The sequence below is a fragment of the Lysobacter enzymogenes genome (assembly GCF_023617245.1).
In the GTDB taxonomy this organism is placed as follows: Bacteria; Pseudomonadota; Gammaproteobacteria; order Xanthomonadales; family Xanthomonadaceae; genus Lysobacter; species Lysobacter yananisis.
Genome location: NZ_CP067396.1, coordinates 5,750,325 through 5,769,538 on the forward strand (window position 1 = coordinate 5,750,325; position 19,214 = coordinate 5,769,538).

Sequence of the window (19,214 nt, forward strand, 5' to 3'; positions counted from 1 at the left end):
CGCAGCTCGCGCAACTCCTACAGGTCGGACTTCGGGCTATGGCCGCTTCTTGCAGGAGCGGCGCGAGCCGCGACCGCGACACTGCGCTTGCGACGCGAACGGCTACCCTGCGGTCGCAGCTTGCGCAGCTCCTACAAGTCGGACTTCGGGCTGCGGCCGCTGCCTGCAGCCACCGCGCGAATCACCCCCAGACTTCCGCCATGACCCGGGCGAAATTACCGCCGAGGATCTTGCCGATGCGCGCATCGCTGTGGCCGCGCGCCGACAGCAACGCCGCCAGGGTCTCGAACCGGCTCGGGGCGTTGAGGCCTTCGACGTAGAGGTAGACGTCCTCGGCCTCGCCCGGCGCGGAGATGCCGAGCTTGCGCCGTTCGCGGATCGATTCGGCGTGGTCGCGCTTGTAGGCCTCGGTCAGCTTCACCGCCGAAACCAGATTGTCGGTGCCGATGCCGACATGGTCTTCGCCGCAGACCTGGATCGCGTGTTCGAGGTGACGGATCACGTCGGCCGCGCCGGGTTGGCCGGTCTCGCGCAGGAACGGCATCAGGTAGATGCCGATCACGCCGCCGCGCTGCGCGCAGGCGCGCAGTTCGGCGTCGGTCTTGTTGCGCGGGCGCTCGACCAGGGCCGCGCAGCCGGTATGGCTGATCAGCACCGGCGACTTCGAGGCGGCGATCGCCTCCAGCGCGGTGCGGCGGCCGCTGTGGGCCAGGTCGACCAGGATCCGGCGCTGGTTGAGCCGCTCGATGAGGCTGTGGCCGAATTTGCTCAGGCCGGCGTCGCCGGGCTCCAGGCAGCCGTCGCCGGCGAGGTTGCGCACGTTGTAGGTCAGCTGCACCGTGCGCAGGCCGAGCCGGTGGTAATCGTCGATGCGTTCGAGCTTCTCGCCGATCGGCGCGCTGTCCTGGAACTGGTAGACCACGCCGAGCTTCTTCTCGCGCCGCGCGCGCTCCAGGTCGGCGCCGCTGCGCACCGCCAGGAACACGTCGGGACGGCGCGCGATCTCGTCCTCCCACGCGGCGATGTCGCGCACGGAGGCTTCGAACGCGCCCTCGTACTGGGCGACCGGGCCGACCGTGGTCTGCAGCACGCGCAGGCCGCTGGCGCGCGCGTCGGCGATGAGCCTGGGCGTCAGCGGGTCGCCGACCTTGGCCTCGTCGTCGCCGAGAAAGCCGCAGGCGTCGACCACCATGGCCTCGGCGAACGGCGCCCAGCGCGGTTCGGCGGCGGCCGTGGCCGCGCGCAGCGGGCCGGCGGCGCCGGCGACGAGCGCGCCGGCGCCGGCCAGTGCGGTCTGGATCAGAAAACTCCTGCGATCGGTCATTGCGATTCCCCCTTCATGGCGATATGGCTGCGGCGGCGTGCGCGGCGCGCGGCCGGACTCGAAAACATGCACCCGCGAACTGCGCGGCGCGCGCGATACCGCCGCGGCGCACAGGCATCCGCGCGGCCGCTGCCGCGACGGCGGGACGGTACCAACGAAGGCGACGGCGCCCGCCGACCCGATCGTTCGACCGACCGTTCGAGCCGTCGTGCGATCGGGCACGATTGCAGACAACGCACTCTAGGCGTAACGGCGGCCGGCGCGCTGCGTGACTTTCGGGAGGGATCGCGGCCGCCGCGGCGCGCTAAGCTCGGGCTTCCTGCGCCGCGTCCGCGGCGCGCACCTGCCTGCGCGCGCGCCGCGCGGCCTCCCGGGAGAACGCCGATGCGGTTGCGCCGAGTCCTGACCTCCACGTTGCTGATGCTGGCCTGCGCCGGCGCCGCGCAGGCGCAGCCGGGCGCGGTCGAACGCCTGCACCAGGGCAACCGCACCAGCGAAAACGTCCCGTCGCTGCCGGCGCAGCTGATCGAAGACCTCAACCGCTACCAGAACACCCGCGGCGCCAGCTTCGCCGGCTGGACCCGCGACGGCTGCCTGCTGGTCTCCACCCGCTTCGCCGAGACCGCCCAGGCCCACCGCGTGTGCGCGCCGCTGGGCATGCGCGAGCAACTCACCTTCTATCCCGAGCCGGTCAACAGCCTGACCGTCGCGCCGGGCGCCGCCGACGGCTTCGTGTTCGGCAAGGACGTCGGCGGCAACGAGTTCTGGCAGCTGCATTGGTTCGACCTGGCCACGCGCCAGACCCGCCTGCTGACCGACGGCAAGTCGCGCAACCAGGCGCCGCTGTTCGCCCACGACGGCAAGCAGCTCGCGTACAGCAGCACGCTGCGCAACGGCCGCGACACCGACGTGTGGGTGACGGACTTCCCCGGCGGCAAGGCGCGCACGGTGGTGACCGAGGGCGGGCAGTGGAGCGCGCAGGATTTCTCGCCCGACGGCAAGCAGCTGCTCGTGCTCAAGTACGTCTCGGCCAGCGAGTCGTACCCGGGCCTGGTCGATCTGGCCAGCGGCAAGCTGACCTTGTTCCCGGTCGACGGCGGCAAGGCTTCGATCAGCGACTTCCGCTTCTCGCGCGACGGCCGCGCGGTGTATTACGTGTCCGACGAGATCGTCGGCGGCAAGCCGCAGGAATTCCGCACCCTGCGCCGGCACGAGCCGGCCAGCGGCAAGTTCGACGTGCTCAGCGCGAAGATTCCCTGGGACGTCGATCAGATCGAATTGTCCGACGACGGCAGCCGCCTGCTCTACGTCAGCAACGAGGACGGCATCGGCAAGCTGCGCGTGTTGTCGTTACCGGGGCACGAAGAGATCGCGCTGCCGGAGTTGCCGGTCGGGGCGATCGGCCGCGCCGCGTTCTCGCCCGACGGCAAGCGCGTCGCCCTGTCGATCAATTCGTCGACCTCGCCCAGCGACGTCTACGTGATCGATCTGGAACCGCGCCGGCTGACCCGCTGGACCCGCAGCGAAGTCGGCGGCCTGGATTCGTCGAAGTTCGTCGCGCCGACGCTGGTGCGCTATCCCACCTTCGACAAGGTCGACGGCAAGCCGCGCACGATCCCGGCGTTCTACTACCGGCCCGCCGGCGGCCCACGCAAGATCGCGATGCCGGTGGTGATCCAGATCCACGGCGGCCCCGAGGCGCAATCGCAGCCGACCTTCAATCCCACCGCGCAGTTCCTCGCCAACGAACTCGGCGTGGCGGTGCTGGTGCCGAACGTGCGCGGCTCGGCCGGTTACGGCCGCACCTATCTGGGCCTGGACAACGCGGAGAAGCGCGAGGATTCGGTCAAGGACATCGGCGCGCTGCTGGATTGGATCGGCAAGCAGCCCGAGCTCGACGCCAGCCGCGTCGGCGTGTACGGCGGCAGCTACGGCGGCTACATGGTGCTGGCCTCGCTGATGCACTACAGCGACCGTATCCGCGCCGGCGTCGACGTGGTCGGCATCTCCGACTTCAGCACCTTCCTCAACAACACCGAAAGCTACCGCCGCGACCTGCGCCGCGCCGAGTACGGCGACGAACGCATCCCGGCGATGAAGGCGGTGTTCGACCGCATCTCGCCGCTGAAGAACGCCGGCAAGATCCGCTCGCCGCTGTTCGTCGCGCAAGGCAAGAACGATCCGCGCGTGCCCTACACCGAGGCCGAGCAGATCGTGAAGGCGGTGCGCGCCAACGGCCAGCCGGTGTGGTTCCTGATGTTCGACGACGAGGGCCACGGCTTCCACAAGAAGGCCAACTCGGATTACTTCGGCGCGGCGATGATGCAGTTCTGGCGGCAACATCTGATCGCGCCGGAATCGAAGGTCGGGCAGGACTGAGGGCACCCGCCCGCGGCCGGCGGCGCGAGGCTGGGGACAACCCTAGTCCGGCCGCCGGAAGTCATTGAAGCGAAACAATTCTCTGGGGTTTTCCCCACTGGGGACCGGGCGCATTTCTGGCTAACGTGTTGTGCATCCAGCGCAGCGAACAGGCACGTCATGAGCGACCCGATCCACGCCGGCCTCCCCGCCCGCCCGGCGCCGTTGCCGCCGCCCGCGGCGCTGCCGCAGACGCTACGCGACGCACCCGCGCCGCTGGCACGCGTCCAGGTCGATGCGCTCGACCGCGACGGCGTGCGGGCGCTGGGCGACGAGGTCGCCGCGCTGCCGCTGGCCGAGCGCGAATCGCTGGCCAACGAACTGGCCGGCAAGCTCGACGCGCCGCGGTTGCGCAAGCTCGAACCCGCGTTCGGCCGCGACACCATCGCCGAAGCGGTCGAACGCCGCGGCGGGCCGGAACTGCGCGAGGCCTACGCGGCGTTGCCGCGCGAAGACGGGCCGGTCGCGCGCTTCGTCGACGGGATCCAACGCGCGCTGGGCCTGTCGGCCGACGACGCGCCGGTCGATCGCGCCGAGCCGGGCCAGACCCGCGAGGTCTCCGCCAGCGTGACCAACCCCGACGGCGGCGAGATCAACGACGCCACCTGGACCGTCGACGACCAGGGCCGTCCGCTGCACGCCGAGGGCACCCTGCGCACCGTGTTCAGCGAGATCGACCGCAGCGACGCCGAGACCGCCGCCCAGCGCACCGCCGCCGACCGCGGCGTCGACGGCGACCAGGGCGGCCACCTGCTCGGCCATCGCTTCGTCACCGACCAGGGCTTGAAGAACCTGTTCCCGCAGAACGGCAACTTCAACATGGGCGCCTACAAGACCCTGGAGAACGAGTGGGCGGCGTGGATCGACAAGGGCATGGACGTGCGCGTCAGCATCGACCTGAGCCCGCGCGAAGCCGACCGACCGGACCGGGTTCGCATTTCCTATGAGGTCCTGGACCCGGCCGACGGCCACAGGGTTTACGATCAGCGCGTGAGCTTCGACAACCGCGCCGGCCAGAGCTACGACCGCATCGACACGGGCGAGATGGACGGCCTGATCGCGGCCAGCTGACCGCAAGGACCTCAAGCACGACATGAACAGAGACGAATTGCTCGGCGAGATCGCGCGCCTGATCGTCACCGATCCCAAGGCCGGCGAGCGCCCCTGGGACGGCTACGCGCTGATCGCCTGGTACGGCGACGGCATCAGCCGGCTCAACGGCTTCCGCTACGACAAGGGCCAGGCCGGCGAGCCGCTGACCCCGTCGGGCGTGCAGGTCGAGAACCGCCTGGAAGAGCTGCGCCGGGTCACCCAGGTGCAGGGCAAGGCGCCGTGGCGGGTGTGCATCATCCGCATCAACCGCGAAGCGGCCGAAGTGGCGATCGACTTCGAGTACGAAGAGCCGGGCAGGTGGTACGTCACCCCCGATAGCGCGGCGGAGATCGCCGAGCGCGTGCGGCCCTGCTGAGCGGCTGACGGCAGCGCCCGCTTCGGGTGGGAGGGCCTTCAGGCCCGATGCTCTTGTGCCCGATCGCTGCGGCCTGAAACAAAAGCGGCGGGCCTGAAGGCCCTCCCACAGAGTTGGCGCTGTGGCCTGGAAAGAAGGGACATCGGGCCTGAGGGCCTTCTCGCAGATCGAGCGCCACGGCCCGGAACGAAGGGGCATCGGGCTTGACGAGCCGCCCGCGACTGCGCGCCTGGAGGCCCGGCCGCATCCGCCACGTCGCGCATGGCCGGCGCCGAGCGCAGCGTCCACAATGGCCGCAGCCGCGATTCCCGCACCACGAGGACCTCGATGAGCTGGCTCAAGCGACTGCGCGTGGACAGCTTCACCCTGGCCCTGCTGGCCACGGTCGCGCTGGCCTGGAAATTTCCGCTGCAGGGCGCGCCCGCGCAGTGGATGGACGACTTCACCGACCTCGCCATCGCCGCGCTGTTCTTCCTGCACGGCGCGCGCCTGTCGCGCGAGGCGATCCTCGCCGGCATGCTGCATTGGCGCCTGCACCTGGTGATCTTCGCCAGCACCTTCATCCTGTTCCCGCTGCTCGGCCTGGCGCTCAAGCCGCTGTCCGGGCATCTGCTGACGCCCGAGCTGTACCTGGGGCTGCTGTTCCTGTGCACCCTGCCCTCGACCGTACAGTCCTCGATCGCCTTCACCTCGATGGCCGGCGGCAACGTGCCGGCGGCGGTGTGCAGCGCCTCGGCGTCGAGCCTGCTCGGCGTGTTCCTGACCCCGCTGTTGCTGAGCGCGCTGGCCGGCGCCCACGGCGGCATGGCCGACCCGACCGAGGCGATCGGCAAGATCATGCTGCAGCTGCTGGTGCCGTTCGTGGCCGGCCACTTGTTGCGGCGCTGGATCGGCGGCTGGGTCGAGCGCCAGCGCGCGGTGCTGCGCTACACCGACCAGGGCACCGTGTTGCTGGTGGTGTACACCGCGTTCTCCGCCTCGATGAACAGCGGTCTGTGGCAGAGCATGCCGGCGCTGGCGCTGTATGTCGTGATCGCAGTGTGCGCGCTGCTGCTGGCGGCGGTGATGGCGGCGACGACGTTCGCCGCGCGCAGGCTCGGTTTTTCGCGCGAGGACGAAATCGCCATCGTGTTCTGCGGTTCGAAGAAGAGCCTGGCGACGGGCGTGCCGATGGCCAAGATCCTGTTCGCGACGAGCGCGCTCGGGGCGATCGTGCTGCCGGTGATGATCTTCCACCAGATCCAGTTGATCGTGTGCGCGCAGTTGGCGCAGCGGTACGCGCGCAAGGCGGCGGGGCGGGCGGAGTTGGAGCAGGCGGCGGACTGAGCGGTGTGCAGCGGCGGTGCGCGTGTCGCGAGTGGCTTCGGCCTTGGCGGGAGCGTACGATTCATAGCCGTTGCCGTTGCCGTTGCCGTTGCCGTTGCCGTTGCCGTTGCCGTTGCCGTTGCCGTTGCCGTTGCCGTCGATTGTGCTTGCCCCTGAATTCCCGCGCATGCCTGCAGACCCGGAGGGCGCGCGCATGGATGCGCGCGTGCGCCGTAGGGGCATGGATGCCCCTTACGGCGCATCCCCGCGCAAGGTGCTGGACCTAGTGGCTTGTGACCTTAAACAAGCGTTTTTCTTTGGCTACTTTCTTTTGTCGCGCTGACAAAAGAAAGTAGCTCGGCCGCTTGCGGACGAAAGCTTTTGATGGTGGCTTTTCGTCGCGCGACACATCGATAACGGCGAAAGCAGCAGCAAAGCCAGCATGGGTTCCGGCTTTCGCCGGAATGACGGGCATGGGGTCGCGTATCCGACTGTAGGAGCGGCGCGAGCCGCGACCGCGACAATGCAACTACTACGAAACTTTCACTGTGTTTGCGATGGCGCGGTCGCGGCTTGCGCCGCTCCTACAGGGGCGTGCCGCGGTGGGCGCTGCTTTTTCGTGTGGCTACGGGTGACGACAAGCGAACATCAAGAGCTTCCGTCCGCAAGCGGCCGGGTCACTTTCTTTGTCTGAAGCCACAAAGAAAGTAACCAAAGAAAAGGCCTTATCTTTTTCGGATCAAGAGCCACTAGGGCTCGAAAGGGGCGCGGGGCCGCGCCATAAGGGGCATCCTGCCCCATGGCGCGCGTGCGCATCCATGCGCACGCCCTCCGGGGCTGCGGGACGACTGCATCGGGCTCAAAGGCGAGCACGAGCAACAGCAACAGCAACGGCAACGGCAACGGCAACGGCAACGGCAACGACACGATCAAAATGGGTTCCGGCTTTCGCCGGAATGACGGAGGTTGGCGAAAAGACGCAGCCTCCCAGCAGCACGCGCCGCCCGCCCCTCGCTCAGCGCGCGTCCTTCACCACCTCGCCGCCCTTGATCACCACCGGCACCGACTCGAGCAGGCGCACGTCCTGGGTCGGGTCGCCGGCGACCGCGATCAGGTCGCCCCAGCGGCCGGTCTCGACCAGGCCCACGTCCTTGCGGCCCAGCGCCTGCGCCGCGTCGAAGGTGGCGGCGCGGATCGCCTGCGCCGGGCTCATGCCGTAGCGCGTCATCACCGCGAACTGCTTGCCGTTGAGCCCGTGCGGGTACACGCCGGCATCGGTGCCGTAGACCATCTTCACACCGGCCGCATGCGCGCGGCGGAAGTTCTCGCGCTGGATGTCGCCGACTTCGCGGTCCTTGCGCAGGTTGTCCTCGAGCACGCCGTTCTTCTTGCCCTCGGCCTGGGTGTAGTCGGTATTGAAGATGTCCATCGACAGCCACGCGCCATGCTGCTTGGCCAGGCGGATGCCTTCCTCGTCGATGAGGCTGGCGTGCTCGATGGTGTCGACGCCGGCGCGGATCGCGTCGCGGATGCCGGCCGCGCCGTGCGCGTGCGCGGCCACGCGCAGTCCCCACTGGTGCGCCTCGTCGGCCACCGCCTTCATTTCCTCGAAGCTCATCTGCTGCTGGCCGGGCTCGGTGTTGCGCGAGAACACACCGCCGGTGGCGCAGATCTTGATCACCTGCGCGCCGTACTTGCGCAGCTCGCGCACGCTCTTGCGCGCTTCGGCGGCCGAGTCGGCGTTGTACGGGTTCTTCTGCGCCATCGACGGCGGGAAATAGGTCGAGTCGCAGTGGCCGCCGGTGGCGCCGAAGGAATACGCGGCGGTGACGATGCGCGGGCCGGCCAGCTTGCCTTCGTCGATGGCCTGGCGCAGGCCGACGTCGTTCCAGGCGTCGGCGCCGACGTTGCGCACGGTGGTGAAGCCGGCCTGCAAGGTCTGTTGCGCGTGCTTGACCGCCAGCACCGACCAGAAGCGGTCGTTGAACTGCAGGCTGGTGTAGCCGCCGTAGCTCGGGTCCGAATCCAGGTGCACGTGCATGTCGATCAGGCCGGGCAGCACGGTCATGCCGGGCAGGTCGAGGCTGCGCGCGCCCTCGGGCGCGGCGTCGCCGGCGCGGCCGACCGCGCTGATGCGGCCGTCATGGATCACGATCTGCGGGTTCTCGATCAAGCGGCCGTTGCTCGCGTCGAACAGCCGCGCCGCGGTGACCACCAGCGTGTCCGGCGCCTGCTGCGCGAGCGCCGGCGAAGCCAGCGTCAGCGCCGCACAAGCCAGCGCCAGTCCGGCCCGCGCCGCGCGCCGCGCCTTCGAGTTCTTGTGTCGCATCATCGGCACCGATCTCCCCATCGGCTGAACAGTGCGGCGAGTATAGGCACGCCCCGGCCGCGCTCCGCCAGTGCGGGCCGGCTCAGTAAAGCGCGCCGCGCCGTACTTTCAAGCGGATGCGGTCGAGCGCCTGCGGCGCGCGCAGCGGGTCCGCGTCGAGGACGATGAAGTTCGCCTCGAAGCCTTCGGCGATGCGGCCGATCCGTCGCCGCGGGAACAGCAGCGACGGCGTGTACTCCACTGCGGCACGCCACAGCCGCCCCGGCGGCATCAGCCTCAGCGCGGACAGGTACTCGATCTCCGCGCGCACGGTCGCGTCGAAGCGGTCGCTGCCCAACGCCAGCGGCACGCCGGCGGCGAGCAGGCGGCGCAGGTTGTCGCTCTGCAGCGCGCGCACGCGTTCGAGTTTGCCGGCATCGTCGCCGGCGACCAGCTGCGCGGCGCCGGCGGTGGCGATCAGCGCGATCCCGCGCCGCGCGGCCAGGGCGATGGACGCATCGTCGAGGCGGTAATCGGCTTCGCCGCGGCCTTCCCAGATCTGATAGCCCGGCAGATGCCCGATCATGTCCACGCCGGCCTCGACCGCGACGCGGAAATCGGCGGCCGACTCGACGTGCGCGACCACGCGCAGGCCGTCGGCATGGGCGCGCTCGACCAGCGGCGCCAGCAACTCCGGACGCAAGCCGTTCATTCCGAAATAGCGCGCGTCGCCGCGGCGCTCGGGCCGTTCGCTGTGCACCAGCACGGCCTTGATCAGGTCCGGCCGCGCCGCGCGCACCCGCGGCCACTTGCGCTCGATGTCGTCGCGCGAGTCCATCACCAGGTAGTCGTGGTCGTGCACGTCTTCGACCGGACGCAGGCTGCCGTCGGGATCGCGCCGCGCCATCGCCAGCGGATGCCCGTCGGAACTGGAAATGCAGGCGCTGGCGTAGAGCACGTCCAGCGGCGCGTCCGCGCCGAGCGCCTGCTTCGCCTCGGCGGTGCCGCCCGGATCCCCGCACAGCATCGCCGCGTACTGCACGCCGCCTTCGACATAGCGCTCGCGGAAGCGGCGCGCGCCCCAGGCGTTCTGCAGATTGTGATTGTGCGCCTCGGCCAGCGGCGGGGTGGCGTAGCCGCCGTCGAGATCGACCACCCGGTCCACCCGCGCCGGCCGCGTGCGGGTCAGCGCGCCGTCGACCGAGTACCAGGTACCGGCGCGGAAACCCTCGCCGTCGAACCAGCGGCCGTCGCGGAACTCGATGGTGCGCGCGAGCCCGTCCGCCGGCGGCGTGGCGCGAGGATCGGCGGCCGCGCCCATCGCGGCGAAGAGCGCGCCGACGACGAGCCAGCGCAGGCGGAACGAATAAATCACGGGACTCTCCAACGAAAACGAGTCCGTTGGATGCGGCCGCGCCGCGAAGGGTTGCGCGGCTCAGCCGACCGCGCGCAACTCGAACGCCGCCGCCGGCTGCAGCGCGGGCAGCAGCCAGTGATCGGCCAGCAGGAACGCGAACAGCGCCATCAGGTAGACGATGGAGTAGTTGAACACCTTCATCGCGTACAGCTCGTCCGGCGGGTCCATCAGCTTCCAGGCGTAGTACAGGAACATCGCGCCGAGCACCAACGCGCCGCCGAGATAGAACAGCCCGCTCATGCCCGCCGCCCACGGCAACACCGTCACCGCGACCAGCAACACGGTGTAGAACAGGATCTGCCAGCGGGTGTATTGCACGCCGTGGGTGACCGGCAGCATCGGCACCATCGCGCGGGCGTAGTCGGCGCGGCGGAAGATCGCCAGCGCCCAGAAATGCGGCGGGGTCCAGACGAAGATGATCAGCACCAGCAGCAGCGCGTGCGCCCAGTCCCATTCGCCCTGCATGCCGGTGACCGCGGCCCAGCCCAGCAGCGGCGGCGCCGCGCCGGCGATGCCGCCGATGACGATGTTCTGCGGCGTGGCGCGCTTGAGGTAGACGGTGTAGACCACCGCGTAGCCGATCAGCGAGGCGAAGGTCAGCAACGCGGTGATCGCGTTGACCCACAGCACCAGGATCGCCATCGACGCCGCAGCCAGCGACAGCGCGAACACCAGCGCCTGGCGCGGCGTGACCTGCCCGGCGACGATCGGTCGCCACGAGGTGCGCGCCATCTTGGCGTCGATGCGCGAATCCAGCAGTTGGTTGATCGCCGCCGCCGACGAGGCGGCCAGCCAGATGCCGAGGAAGCCCAGCACCGACTCGCGCAGCGGCGGCCAGCCCGGCACCGCCATGAACATGCCGACGATGGCGGTGAACACGATCAGCGCGACCACGCGCGGCTTGGTCAGGTCCCAGTACTGCTTGGCGGTGGGTCGCGGCGCGGCGCTCATCACGGCTCCGGCGTGCGCAGGCGCGCGAGCAGCGAGACCAGGGCGAACAGCAGCAGCGCGGCGCCGCCGTTGTGCGCCACCGCGACCGCCAGCGGCAGGCCGAGTTTGACGTTGGCGATGCCCAGGCCGACCTGCAGCAGCAACAGCGCGCCCAGCAGCGTCGCCCAACCGCGCAGGCCCGGCGTGCGCAGCAACGCGACCGTCAGCGCCGCGAGGTAGACGAACACCACGCCGGCCATGATCCGGTGGGCGAGTTGGATCGCGATGCGCGCCTCGCCGTCGAGGATGCCGCCTTCGTAGTCCACGCCGATGCCGCGCCACAACACGAAGGCCTCGCCGAAGTCGTGGCGCGGCCACCACTGGCCGACGCAGGTCGGGAAGTCGTTGCCGCAGGCCAGCGCCGCGTAGTTCGCGCTGGTCCAGCCGCCGAGCGCGATCTGCACGCCGAGCACGGCGATGCCCAGCGCGATCCAGCCGCGCAGGCGCGGCGCGTCGGCCAGGCGGATCGGTTGGTTGGTCGCGCGCCACGCGATCCACACCAGCAGCGAGAACGTCAGCAATCCGCCGAGCAGGTGCGCCATCACCACGATGGGCTTCAGCAGCCAGGTCACCGTCCACATGCCGAGCAGGGCCTGGAAGATGATCACCGCCAGGGTGAGCGCCGAGACCCGCGACAGGTCGGTGTTGCTCCAGCGCGCGGCCGCGGCGATCAGGATCGCTTCGCCGACGATCGCCAGCGCCGACGCGGCGACGTGCTGGCCCTTCATGTACAGCGGAATGGCGATGGCGACCAGTAGCGAGGCCAGCGCGATCTGCGCCATGCCCTTGCTGCGCCGGCGCGCCGACACCAGCGCCAGGGTCAGCACCAGCACGCCGAGCAGGCCGGCGATCATGCGATGGAACTGCTCGCGCCAGGCCTTGTGCACCTCGACCGGGCGGATCTGGGTGGCGACGTGGTCGACCGCGTCGTCGGCGTGCGAGGGCCACGCGGCGCGGCCGTAGCAGGTCGGCCAGTCGGGACAGCTCAGGCCGGCGTTGGACAGGCGCACGAACGCGCCGAACACGATCACGCACAGGGCCAGCGCCACCGCCAGCCAGGCGATGCGGTGGAAATTCTTGTACAGGCCGGAACTGCTCAGGCCGGTGAGGCTGGATACGCTCATTGCTTTGGCTTGGTCTCGCTTGCGGCGGCGTGCGCGGGACGGCGGCGCCGGGCGCCCGCCGCGGGCCGCGCCGGCCCGTCGTCACATCAGTTTCAGCAGCCGGCTCAGGTCGGTGCGCAGCCCGCCGGGTTGGAAGCCGGGAGCGTAGCGCAGAATCACGAAGCCGTTCGGGTCGACCACATAGACCGGGGTCCCGGCCGGGTCGTCCAGCCGCGGCAGGCGTTCGCGCAGTTGCGGCGCGGGGCCGAGCACGCGCAACGACGCCGGACGCGCGGCGCCGGCCGGCGGCTCGCCGAGCCACAGCAGGTCGACCTGGTCGGCGTCCTTGCCGAACAGCTGCCAGACCGTGTCCAGCTCGTGCGACAACGCGACGCACTCCTGCGCGCAATCCGGCTTGGGCGCGACCAGGATGCGCCAGACCCGGGCGCCCGGGTTCCACGGATAGGGCTTGCCGTCGATCAGGTTCGGCGCCAGCTCGCGCAGGTCCGGCTTGGGTTCGAGCAGCTCGCCGTGCTGGCGGTTGATCGCCGGGTGGCGGTCGGTGAAGCGCATGACCCCGGCCACCAGCATCGGCACGAAGAAGAACGCGGCGATCAGCAGCAGGGTCAGGCGGTTGCGGTTGCGCTGGGCGTCGGAGACGCGCGCGGCGGGCTCGCTCGCGGGAGGCAGGGGTTCGGTCATCGGTCGGTTCCGCGGCGCGGACGCCGGAAAGTCAGGATCAACGCAGTGGCCAGCACCGCCGCGGCGAGTGCGAACCATTGCAGGGAATAGCCGCGGTGCTTGTCCGGCGGCAAGGTGTTGCTGAGCAGTTCCAGGTCGCGCTCGTAGCCCAGCGTCAGGTCGGGGTCCAGGCGCAGCACGCGCGGCGCCAGCGGCGCCGACAGGCCGGTCGCGGCGGCGATCGCGCGGGTGTCCACGCGGGTCAGCAGCCAGCCTTCGCCGTCGCGGCCGAGGCCGGGGCCGAGCGCGATGCCGACCGACGGCGGCGCGCTGAGCAGGCCGCGCAGGGCCAGTTCGCCGTCCGGGCGCGGCACCGCCGGCAGCTTGCGCTCGCCGCCCAGCGGCAGCCAGCCCAGGTCGACCAACAGCGGCAGGCCGGCGCGCGGCACGAAGATCCGGTAGACGCGCACGCCGGCGCGGCCGCCGCGCTGCTGGTTGTCGAGCAGCAGCGGCCCGCGTTCGTCGAAACGGCCCAGGCCCGCGGCCCAGTCGTAGTCGCGCGCGCGGTGCGGATCGTCGGCGACCGACAGCGGCTGCGGCACGCGCTCGCCGAGCACGCGCGCGGCGGCGTCGAGCATGGCCTGCTTCTCCACCGCGCGCCGCGCCTGCCACAGGCCGAGGTTGGCGAACAGCGCGATCGCCGCCAGCGCCAGCGTCCAACCCAGCAACAGGTTGCCGCGGCGGCTCACCCCAAGCTCCCGGCGTGCTGCGATAATCCCGCTTTCGCACCCACGCGCGCGCCGCACGAGGCTTCGATGAGCCAAGAACTGAAAGTCCTGCTGGTGGTGGCGTTCCTGGCGGTCATCCTGTGGAACCTGGGAGCGGGCCTCTACTACATGCTGGTGGACAAGGGTCAGAGCAAACGCACGGTCAACGCCCTGACCCGCCGCATCGTGCTGTCCGTCGCACTGATCCTGATCGTGGCGGTGTCGATCTGGATGGGCTGGATCACGCCGCACGGCGTGGGTTCGAATCCGGGCTGATCCGGCCGGGCGCCGCGGCCGGCGTCCTGGAAACCGCTATTGTCGCCCGTTCGGGGCGCCGCCGCGATGCGGCGGCCGGTCGCTGCGTGCCCGGCCCCCTGCTGCAAGGCCCGGCGAAGCTGTTGTGGGAGGGCCTTCAGGCCCGATGCTCTTGTTTCAGTTCGCCGCGACTTGGGCGGAAAGCCTCGGGCCTGAAGGCCCTCCCACAAGAGCGGGCCGAAACCGCCCGAGCCCTGCAAAACGAAAGGCCGGCCACCGGGCCGGCCTTTCGCTGCGATGGCGTCGCCCGCGCTTACAGCACGTAGACGAACAGGAACAGGCCCAGCCACACCACGTCGACGAAGTGCCAGTACCAGGCCACCGCTTCGAACGCGAAGTGGTTGTCCTTGTCGAAGTGGCCCTTCAGGCAGCGGAACCAGATCACCGCGAGCATGATCGTGCCCAGGGTCACGTGCGCGCCGTGGAAGCCGGTGAGCATGAAGAAGGTCGAGCCGTAGATGCCCGAGCCCAGGGTCAGGTTCAGTTCCTTGTAGGCGTGGATGTATTCCTCGGCCTGGAAGAACAGGAACACGCAGCCCAGCAGCACGGTCGCGCCGAGCCAGAACAGCAGCGACTTGCGGTGGCCGCTCTTGAGCGCGTGATGCGCGGCGGTGACGGTGCTGCCGGAGGTCAGCAGGATCAGGGTGTTGAGCAGCGGCAGGCCCCAGGCCGGGATGGTCTGGAAGTGGCCGCCGACGCCGGCCGGGCCCGAGCTCGGCCAGGCCGCGCTGAATTCCGGCCACAGCAGGCTGTTGGTCATCACGCCGTCGCCTTCGCCGCCCAGCCACGGCAGCGCGAGCTGGCGGGCGTAGAACAGCGCGCCGAAGAACGCGGCGAAGAACATCACCTCGGAGAAGATGAACCAGATCATCCCCATCCGGAACGAGACGTCGACCTGCTTGTTGTAGTTGCCGCGCACCGACTCCTTGACCACGTCGCCGAACCAGCCGAACAGCACCGCGATCATCATCGCCACGCCGACGAAGAAGGTGGGCTTGCCCCAGCTGACTTCGTTGAGCCAGCTGGCCACGCCGATCATCAGGGTGAACAGCCCGATCGAACCGAGGAACGGCCAGCGGCTGCTATGCGGGACGTAGTAGATGTTGGCGTCTGGCGAGTGCGCTTGGCCCATGGCGGCATTCCGTAGTCAGGTGGTGCGAAGCCAACTCAAGGCGCGGCCAGCGGCGAGGACGGGGTCTTGGAGACCGCGCCTTGCTGCAGCCGTGCGGTGAGCACGTCGTTCTTGAAGAAAGTGTAGGACAGGGTGAGCGTCTCGACGCCTTCCGGGAGGTTCGGATCGACGATGAAGCGCACCGGCATCTCGCGCGACTCGCCGGCCTGCAGCGTTTGCGCGGTGAAGCAGAAGCATTCGGTCTTGTTGAAATAGCCCGACGCGCGCGCCGGCGCCACCGAAGGCGAGGCGCTGCCGACGATGGCCGCATCGCTGGTGTTGCGCGCGTAGTAGGTGGTTTCGTACTGCTCGCCCGGGCGCACCTTCATGCTGATCACGTGCGGGCGGAATTCCCACGGCAGCTTGGAATTGACGCTGCCGTCGAACTGCACGGTGACGATGCGGTCGCCGACCGCGCGGCCGCCGACGTCGGCTTCGGCGACGCCGCGCTCCAGGCGGATGCCGAACACCTTCTCGCAGGCGATGCGGTACAGCGGCACCAGGGCGAAGGTGAAGGCGAACGCGCCCAGGGCCACGCCGACCATGAGCTTGACCATCTTCGGCGAGGCCTGCCGGCGGGTCTCGGCGAGGTCCTGCGGCGGCGACTCGCGCGGGTCGCGGGCGGCGCTCACTGGCCGGCTCCGAACACGCCGCTGAGGATGAACAACACGTACACCGCGACCGCGGCCGCGCCGAACCACAACGCGGTCCGCCGCGCGGCGGCGCGGCGCTGGGCGAGGTCCTGCGGTTCCTGGATCGGGGTCATGTTCGGCCTCCCGTCGGTGCCGGCGCCGCGATCGTCAGACCGCAGCGCCGGATGCCGCGATCAATGTGTGATGTCGCCGTGGGCCAGGTCGCCGTCGCGGATCACCGGCGGGGTGCCGAAGGTGTGGTGCGGAGCCGGGCTCGGCACCGTCCACTCCAGGCCGCGGGCGCCTTCCCAGGCGCGCGCTTCGGCCTTGGCGCCGGACTTCTTCGACAGCAGCAGGATGCCGGCCATCATGAACGGCGTCAGGAACATGCCGAACGCGCCGATCGAGCTGATCAGGTTCCAGTCCGCGAACACCACGTTGTAGTCCGGGATGCGGCGCGGCATGCCGGCCAGGCCCAGGAAGTGCTGCGGGAAGAACAGCAGGTTGACGAAGATCATCGTCCACCAGAAGTGGAACTTGGCCAGGCCCTCGCTGTACATGCGGCCGGTCCACTTCGGCCACCAGAAGTAGACCGCGGCGATGATCGAGAACAGCGCGCCGGTGACCAGCACGTAGTGGAAGTGGGCGACCACGAAGTAGGTGTCGTGGTACTGGAAGTCGGCCGGGACGATCGCCAGCATCAGGCCCGAGAAGCCGCCGATGGTGAACAGGATGACGAACGCCACGGCCCACAGCATCGGCGCCTCGAACGTCATCGAGCCGCGCCACATCGTGGTGACCCAGTTGAACACCTTCACGCCGGTCGGCACCGCGATCAGCATCGTCGCGAACATGAAGTAGATCTCGCCACCGAGCGGCATGCCGACGGTGAACATGTGGTGCGCCCACACGATGAACGAGAGGAAGGCGATCGAGGCGGTCGCGTACACCATGGCCTGGTAGCCGAACAGCGGCTTGCGGGCGAAGGTCGGGATGATCTCCGAGACCACGCCGAACGCCGGCAGGATCATGATGTAGACCTCGGGGTGCCCGAAGAACCAGAAGATGTGCTGGAACATCACCGGGTCGCCGCCGCCGGCCGCGTTGAAGAACGAGGTGGCGAAGAACTTGTCGGTCAGCAGCATCGTCACCGCGCCGGCCAGCACCGGCATCACCGCGATCAGCAGGAACGCGGTGATCAGCCAGGTCCAGCAGAAGATCGGCATCTTCAGCAGGTCCACGCCCGGGGCGCGCATGTTGAGGATGGTGGCGATGACGTTGATCGCGCCCATGATCGAGCTGATGCCCATCATGTGGATCGCGAAGATCGCGAAGGCGACGTTGGAGCCGCCCTGCAGCGACAGCGGCGGGTACAGGGTCCAGCCGCCGGCCGGCGCACCGCCCGGCAGGAACAGGGTCATCAGCAGCAGGCTGAAGGCGAACGGCAGGATCCAGAACGACCAGTTGTTCATGCGCGGCAGCGCCATGTCCGGCGCGCCGATCTGCAGCGGGATCATCCAGTTGGCCAGGCCGACGAAGGCCGGCATCACGCCGCCGAAGATCATCACCAGCGCGTGCATGGTGGTCATCTGGTTGAAGAACTCGGGCTTGACGAACTGCAGGCCCGGTTCGGCCAGCTCCGCTCGGATCACCACCGACATGGCGGCGCCGATGATGAACATCACGAAGCTGAAGATCAGATACAGCGTGCCGATGTCCTTGTGGTTGGTCGAGAAGAACCAACGCTCGATGAAGCCCTGCTGGTGGGCGTGATCATCGTGATGATCGTGGTGATCGGCGACGGGGTGCGTGGCTGCCATGACCTACCTCTGAGAAATGCGGACGATCAACCGGCGGTCGCGGCGCCCTTCGGGGCGGCGGCCGGGGCATCGGAACTGGCAGTGCCGGCAGGCTGGGCCTGGGCGGCGGCGGGAGCGGCGGGAGCGGGAGCGGCCGCGGGCGCTGCGGCCGGAGCCGGCGCCGGGGCGTTCTTGGCCTTCTGCTCGGCCAGCCACTGCTGGTACTCGGCCTTGGGCACCGCGCGCACGACGATCGGCATGAAGCCGTGGTCCTTGCCGCACAGCTCGGCGCACTGGCCGCGGTAGATGCCCGGCTCCTTGATGTCGGTCCAGGCCTCGTTGACGATGCCCGGGATCGCGTCCTGCTTCCAGCCCAGCGCCGGGACCCACCAGGCGTGGATGACGTCGTCGGCGGTGATCACGAAGCGGATCTTGGTGTCGGTCGGCAGCACCAGCACGTTGTCGACGTCGAGCAGGTAGTGCTCGTGGTCGGCGGCGGTGACGTGCTTGCCGCTCTGGCGCAGCTGGTCGCTCTTGCGGTCCAGGCGGCTGGTGATGGCCACGCCCTCGCCGAGGTACTCGTACTTCCACAGCCACTGGATGCCGGTGATCTTCACCGTCATCGCCGAGTCGCGGGTGTCGTACATGTTGATCAGCTTGCTGGTGGCCGGGAACGCCATCAGCACCAGCAGCGCCACCGGCACGACCGTCCAGACGATCTCCAGCTTGGTGCTGTGGACGAAGTCCTTGTCGGGCACGGCGCCCTTGGACTTGCGGAACTTGAACATGGCCACGGCCATCGCGCCGAAGACCAGGATGCCGATCACCACGCAGATCCACAGCGCCAGCATGTGCGCGGAGTGGGCGTTCATCGACTGGGCGGTGACGCCCTTGCCCATATTCAATTGCCACGGCTTGGGATCGGCCGCCTGCGCGAACGCGAGGACCGGCAACGCCATTGCGGCGACGCCCGCTGCCCACTGCTTGAAACGACCGGCTTTCATCAGTTCGAGCCCCGAATAAATCAGTGTGGTGATCTAACGCGCGCTCCGCGGGCTGCCCCCGTCCCCGGCACCGGCGGCGCCCTGGAAGGGGCGCGCGGACCATGCGGGCACTGCGAGGTGGCTGGCGAGCCCTGCCGGGCCCATCACGCCGGATCGGCGCTACGGATAACCGAGAAATGGTAGCGGCGGCCCCGCCCTGCGGCAACCCGCCACTTGCCGCGTGCGCCGCGCCGCGAAAATCGCGCAGAGCCAGCGCCGGCGCGGGTTTGCATCGCGCAGGAGCGGCCGGGAGCGCGGCGCGGGCCTGCGTCGCAAACGTGACCGATGCAAGTTAGCGCATCGATTGCGGGTTGCACAGGCAAGTCCGCGGCGCCGCCGCAGGCCTTGCCGGAACGGCCGGTTCGCCTGTCCGCGCGAGCGCTCCGGGCCCGCGCGGGGGCCGGCCGCCCTACCCCGGCGGATGGTGTACGGGGCCTGCGATCCAGCCGAAAAAGGGCAGATTGCGGTCGAGA

General features: G+C 69.5%; 20 protein-coding genes. 5 read left to right on the forward strand and 15 right to left on the reverse strand.

What is annotated here, in order from left to right; translation table 11 throughout:
- Positions 1 to 181: 181 nt before the first annotated feature.
- Entirely contained in the window at positions 182 to 1,324 is a 1,143-nt protein-coding gene (locus tag JHW41_RS24010; RefSeq protein WP_250448060.1) for a dipeptidase, read from the reverse strand.
- 384 nt (positions 1,325 to 1,708) lie between these two features.
- On the opposite strand from JHW41_RS24010, the gene JHW41_RS24015 reads away from it, so the two are divergent.
- The 3 genes from JHW41_RS24015 to JHW41_RS24025 all read left to right on the forward strand — a co-directional run bounded on the left by JHW41_RS24015 (position 1,709) and on the right by JHW41_RS24025 (position 5,210).
- Entirely contained in the window at positions 1,709 to 3,703 is a 1,995-nt protein-coding gene (locus tag JHW41_RS24015) for a S9 family peptidase (RefSeq protein ID WP_250448062.1), read from the forward strand.
- Between the two features lie 159 nt (positions 3,704 to 3,862).
- Positions 3,863 to 4,813 (forward strand): DNA/RNA non-specific endonuclease, encoded by a 951-nt coding sequence (locus tag JHW41_RS24020; protein WP_250448064.1) that lies wholly within the window; start codon positions 3,863 to 3,865, stop codon positions 4,811 to 4,813.
- A 22-nt stretch (positions 4,814 to 4,835) separates the two neighbouring features.
- On the forward strand, positions 4,836 to 5,210 hold the full coding sequence (locus tag JHW41_RS24025; RefSeq protein WP_057945937.1) for a hypothetical protein: 375 nt from the start codon (positions 4,836 to 4,838) through the stop codon (positions 5,208 to 5,210).
- Here the strand turns inward: JHW41_RS24025 and JHW41_RS27660 are convergent.
- Positions 5,161 to 5,457, reverse strand: a complete 297-nt coding sequence (locus JHW41_RS27660; RefSeq protein WP_428995426.1) for a DUF6053 domain-containing protein — start codon at positions 5,455 to 5,457, stop codon at positions 5,161 to 5,163. The genes JHW41_RS24025 and JHW41_RS27660 overlap by 50 nt on opposite strands.
- An 80-nt stretch (positions 5,458 to 5,537) precedes the next feature.
- Here JHW41_RS27660 and JHW41_RS24030 point away from each other — a divergent pair, with 80 nt between their 5' ends.
- Positions 5,538 to 6,536, forward strand: a complete 999-nt coding sequence (locus JHW41_RS24030; RefSeq protein WP_250448066.1) for a bile acid:sodium symporter family protein — start codon at positions 5,538 to 5,540, stop codon at positions 6,534 to 6,536.
- Between the two features lie 262 nt (positions 6,537 to 6,798).
- Here the strand turns inward: JHW41_RS24030 and JHW41_RS24035 are convergent, their stop codons facing one another.
- The 7 genes from JHW41_RS24035 to JHW41_RS24065 form a co-directional block, all read right to left on the reverse strand.
- Positions 6,799 to 6,990, reverse strand: a complete 192-nt coding sequence (locus tag JHW41_RS24035) for a hypothetical protein (protein ID WP_250448068.1) — start codon at positions 6,988 to 6,990, stop codon at positions 6,799 to 6,801.
- Positions 6,991 to 7,530: 540 nt separating this feature from the next.
- Positions 7,531 to 8,847 (reverse strand): metal-dependent hydrolase family protein, encoded by a 1,317-nt coding sequence (locus JHW41_RS24040; RefSeq protein ID WP_250448070.1) that lies wholly within the window; start codon positions 8,845 to 8,847, stop codon positions 7,531 to 7,533.
- Between the two features lie 79 nt (positions 8,848 to 8,926).
- Positions 8,927 to 10,198: an amidohydrolase family protein gene (locus JHW41_RS24045; RefSeq protein ID WP_250448072.1), complete on the reverse strand. Its 1,272-nt coding sequence runs from the start codon at positions 10,196 to 10,198 to the stop codon at positions 8,927 to 8,929.
- Between the two features lie 60 nt (positions 10,199 to 10,258).
- Positions 10,259 to 11,191 (reverse strand): heme o synthase, encoded by a 933-nt coding sequence (locus JHW41_RS24050; RefSeq protein ID WP_057945934.1) that lies wholly within the window; start codon positions 11,189 to 11,191, stop codon positions 10,259 to 10,261.
- Positions 11,191 to 12,354 (reverse strand): COX15/CtaA family protein, encoded by a 1,164-nt coding sequence (locus JHW41_RS24055; RefSeq protein ID WP_057945933.1) that lies wholly within the window; start codon positions 12,352 to 12,354, stop codon positions 11,191 to 11,193. Before JHW41_RS24055 ends, JHW41_RS24050 begins: the two co-directional genes overlap by 1 nt.
- A gap of 81 nt (positions 12,355 to 12,435) precedes the next feature.
- Entirely contained in the window at positions 12,436 to 12,924 is a 489-nt protein-coding gene (locus JHW41_RS24060; RefSeq protein WP_250451244.1) for a hypothetical protein, read from the reverse strand.
- Positions 12,925 to 13,031: 107 nt separating this feature from the next.
- Positions 13,032 to 13,763, reverse strand: coding sequence for an SURF1 family protein (locus JHW41_RS24065; protein ID WP_250448074.1), 732 nt, complete (start codon positions 13,761 to 13,763; stop codon positions 13,032 to 13,034).
- Between the two features lie 66 nt (positions 13,764 to 13,829).
- On the opposite strand from JHW41_RS24065, the gene JHW41_RS24070 reads away from it, so the two are divergent.
- Positions 13,830 to 14,057 (forward strand): twin transmembrane helix small protein, encoded by a 228-nt coding sequence (locus tag JHW41_RS24070; RefSeq protein WP_057945931.1) that lies wholly within the window; start codon positions 13,830 to 13,832, stop codon positions 14,055 to 14,057.
- 36 nt (positions 14,058 to 14,093) lie between these two features.
- On the opposite strand, the gene JHW41_RS27665 is transcribed toward JHW41_RS24070, so the two are convergent.
- The 6 genes from JHW41_RS27665 to coxB form a co-directional block, all read right to left on the reverse strand.
- Positions 14,094 to 14,204 carry a hypothetical protein gene (locus tag JHW41_RS27665; RefSeq protein WP_428995594.1) on the reverse strand — a complete coding sequence of 37 codons (111 nt, stop codon included), beginning with the start codon at positions 14,202 to 14,204 and terminating at the stop codon, positions 14,094 to 14,096.
- Between the two features lie 145 nt (positions 14,205 to 14,349).
- Positions 14,350 to 15,228 (reverse strand): cytochrome c oxidase subunit 3, encoded by an 879-nt coding sequence (locus tag JHW41_RS24075; RefSeq protein WP_057945930.1) that lies wholly within the window; start codon positions 15,226 to 15,228, stop codon positions 14,350 to 14,352.
- A gap of 35 nt (positions 15,229 to 15,263) precedes the next feature.
- On the reverse strand, positions 15,264 to 15,824 hold the full coding sequence (locus JHW41_RS24080; RefSeq protein WP_057949897.1) for a cytochrome c oxidase assembly protein: 561 nt from the start codon (positions 15,822 to 15,824) through the stop codon (positions 15,264 to 15,266).
- 71 nt (positions 15,825 to 15,895) lie between these two features.
- Complete coding sequence (locus tag JHW41_RS24085) at positions 15,896 to 16,033, reverse strand: hypothetical protein (RefSeq protein WP_175429089.1); 138 nt, start codon at positions 16,031 to 16,033, stop codon at positions 15,896 to 15,898.
- Positions 16,034 to 16,093: 60 nt separating this feature from the next.
- A complete protein-coding gene (gene ctaD, locus JHW41_RS24090) occupies positions 16,094 to 17,719 on the reverse strand; it encodes a cytochrome c oxidase subunit I (RefSeq protein WP_057945929.1) in 1,626 nt (541 codons plus the stop codon).
- Between the two features lie 26 nt (positions 17,720 to 17,745).
- A complete protein-coding gene (gene coxB / locus JHW41_RS24095; RefSeq protein WP_078999652.1) occupies positions 17,746 to 18,702 on the reverse strand; it encodes a cytochrome c oxidase subunit II in 957 nt (318 codons plus the stop codon).
- Positions 18,703 to 19,214 lie beyond the last annotated feature (512 nt).

Coding starts and splice junctions, on each gene's coding strand:
- JHW41_RS24085 (WP_175429089.1), bottom strand. CDS start 16,033: ATGACCCCGATCCAGGAACCGCAGGACCTCGCCCAGCGCCGCGCCGCC.
- JHW41_RS24060 (WP_250451244.1), bottom strand. CDS start 12,924: ATGCTGGTGGCCGGGGTCATGCGCTTCACCGACCGCCACCCGGCGATC.
- JHW41_RS24075 (WP_057945930.1), bottom strand. CDS start 15,228: ATGGGCCAAGCGCACTCGCCAGACGCCAACATCTACTACGTCCCGCAT.
- JHW41_RS24040 (WP_250448070.1), bottom strand. CDS start 8,847: ATGATGCGACACAAGAACTCGAAGGCGCGGCGCGCGGCGCGGGCCGGA.
- coxB (WP_078999652.1), bottom strand. CDS start 18,702: ATGAAAGCCGGTCGTTTCAAGCAGTGGGCAGCGGGCGTCGCCGCAATG.
- JHW41_RS24055 (WP_057945933.1), bottom strand. CDS start 12,354: ATGAGCGTATCCAGCCTCACCGGCCTGAGCAGTTCCGGCCTGTACAAG.
- JHW41_RS24010 (WP_250448060.1), bottom strand. CDS start 1,324: ATGACCGATCGCAGGAGTTTTCTGATCCAGACCGCACTGGCCGGCGCC.
- JHW41_RS24025 (WP_057945937.1), top strand. CDS start 4,836: ATGAACAGAGACGAATTGCTCGGCGAGATCGCGCGCCTGATCGTCACC.
- JHW41_RS24030 (WP_250448066.1), top strand. CDS start 5,538: ATGAGCTGGCTCAAGCGACTGCGCGTGGACAGCTTCACCCTGGCCCTG.
- JHW41_RS24035 (WP_250448068.1), bottom strand. CDS start 6,990: ATGCCCGTCATTCCGGCGAAAGCCGGAACCCATGCTGGCTTTGCTGCT.
- ctaD (WP_057945929.1), bottom strand. CDS start 17,719: ATGGCAGCCACGCACCCCGTCGCCGATCACCACGATCATCACGATGAT.
- JHW41_RS27660 (WP_428995426.1), bottom strand. CDS start 5,457: ATGCGGCCGGGCCTCCAGGCGCGCAGTCGCGGGCGGCTCGTCAAGCCC.
- JHW41_RS24015 (WP_250448062.1), top strand. CDS start 1,709: ATGCGGTTGCGCCGAGTCCTGACCTCCACGTTGCTGATGCTGGCCTGC.
- JHW41_RS24080 (WP_057949897.1), bottom strand. CDS start 15,824: ATGGTCAAGCTCATGGTCGGCGTGGCCCTGGGCGCGTTCGCCTTCACC.
- JHW41_RS24020 (WP_250448064.1), top strand. CDS start 3,863: ATGAGCGACCCGATCCACGCCGGCCTCCCCGCCCGCCCGGCGCCGTTG.
- JHW41_RS24050 (WP_057945934.1), bottom strand. CDS start 11,191: ATGAGCGCCGCGCCGCGACCCACCGCCAAGCAGTACTGGGACCTGACC.
- JHW41_RS24070 (WP_057945931.1), top strand. CDS start 13,830: ATGAGCCAAGAACTGAAAGTCCTGCTGGTGGTGGCGTTCCTGGCGGTC.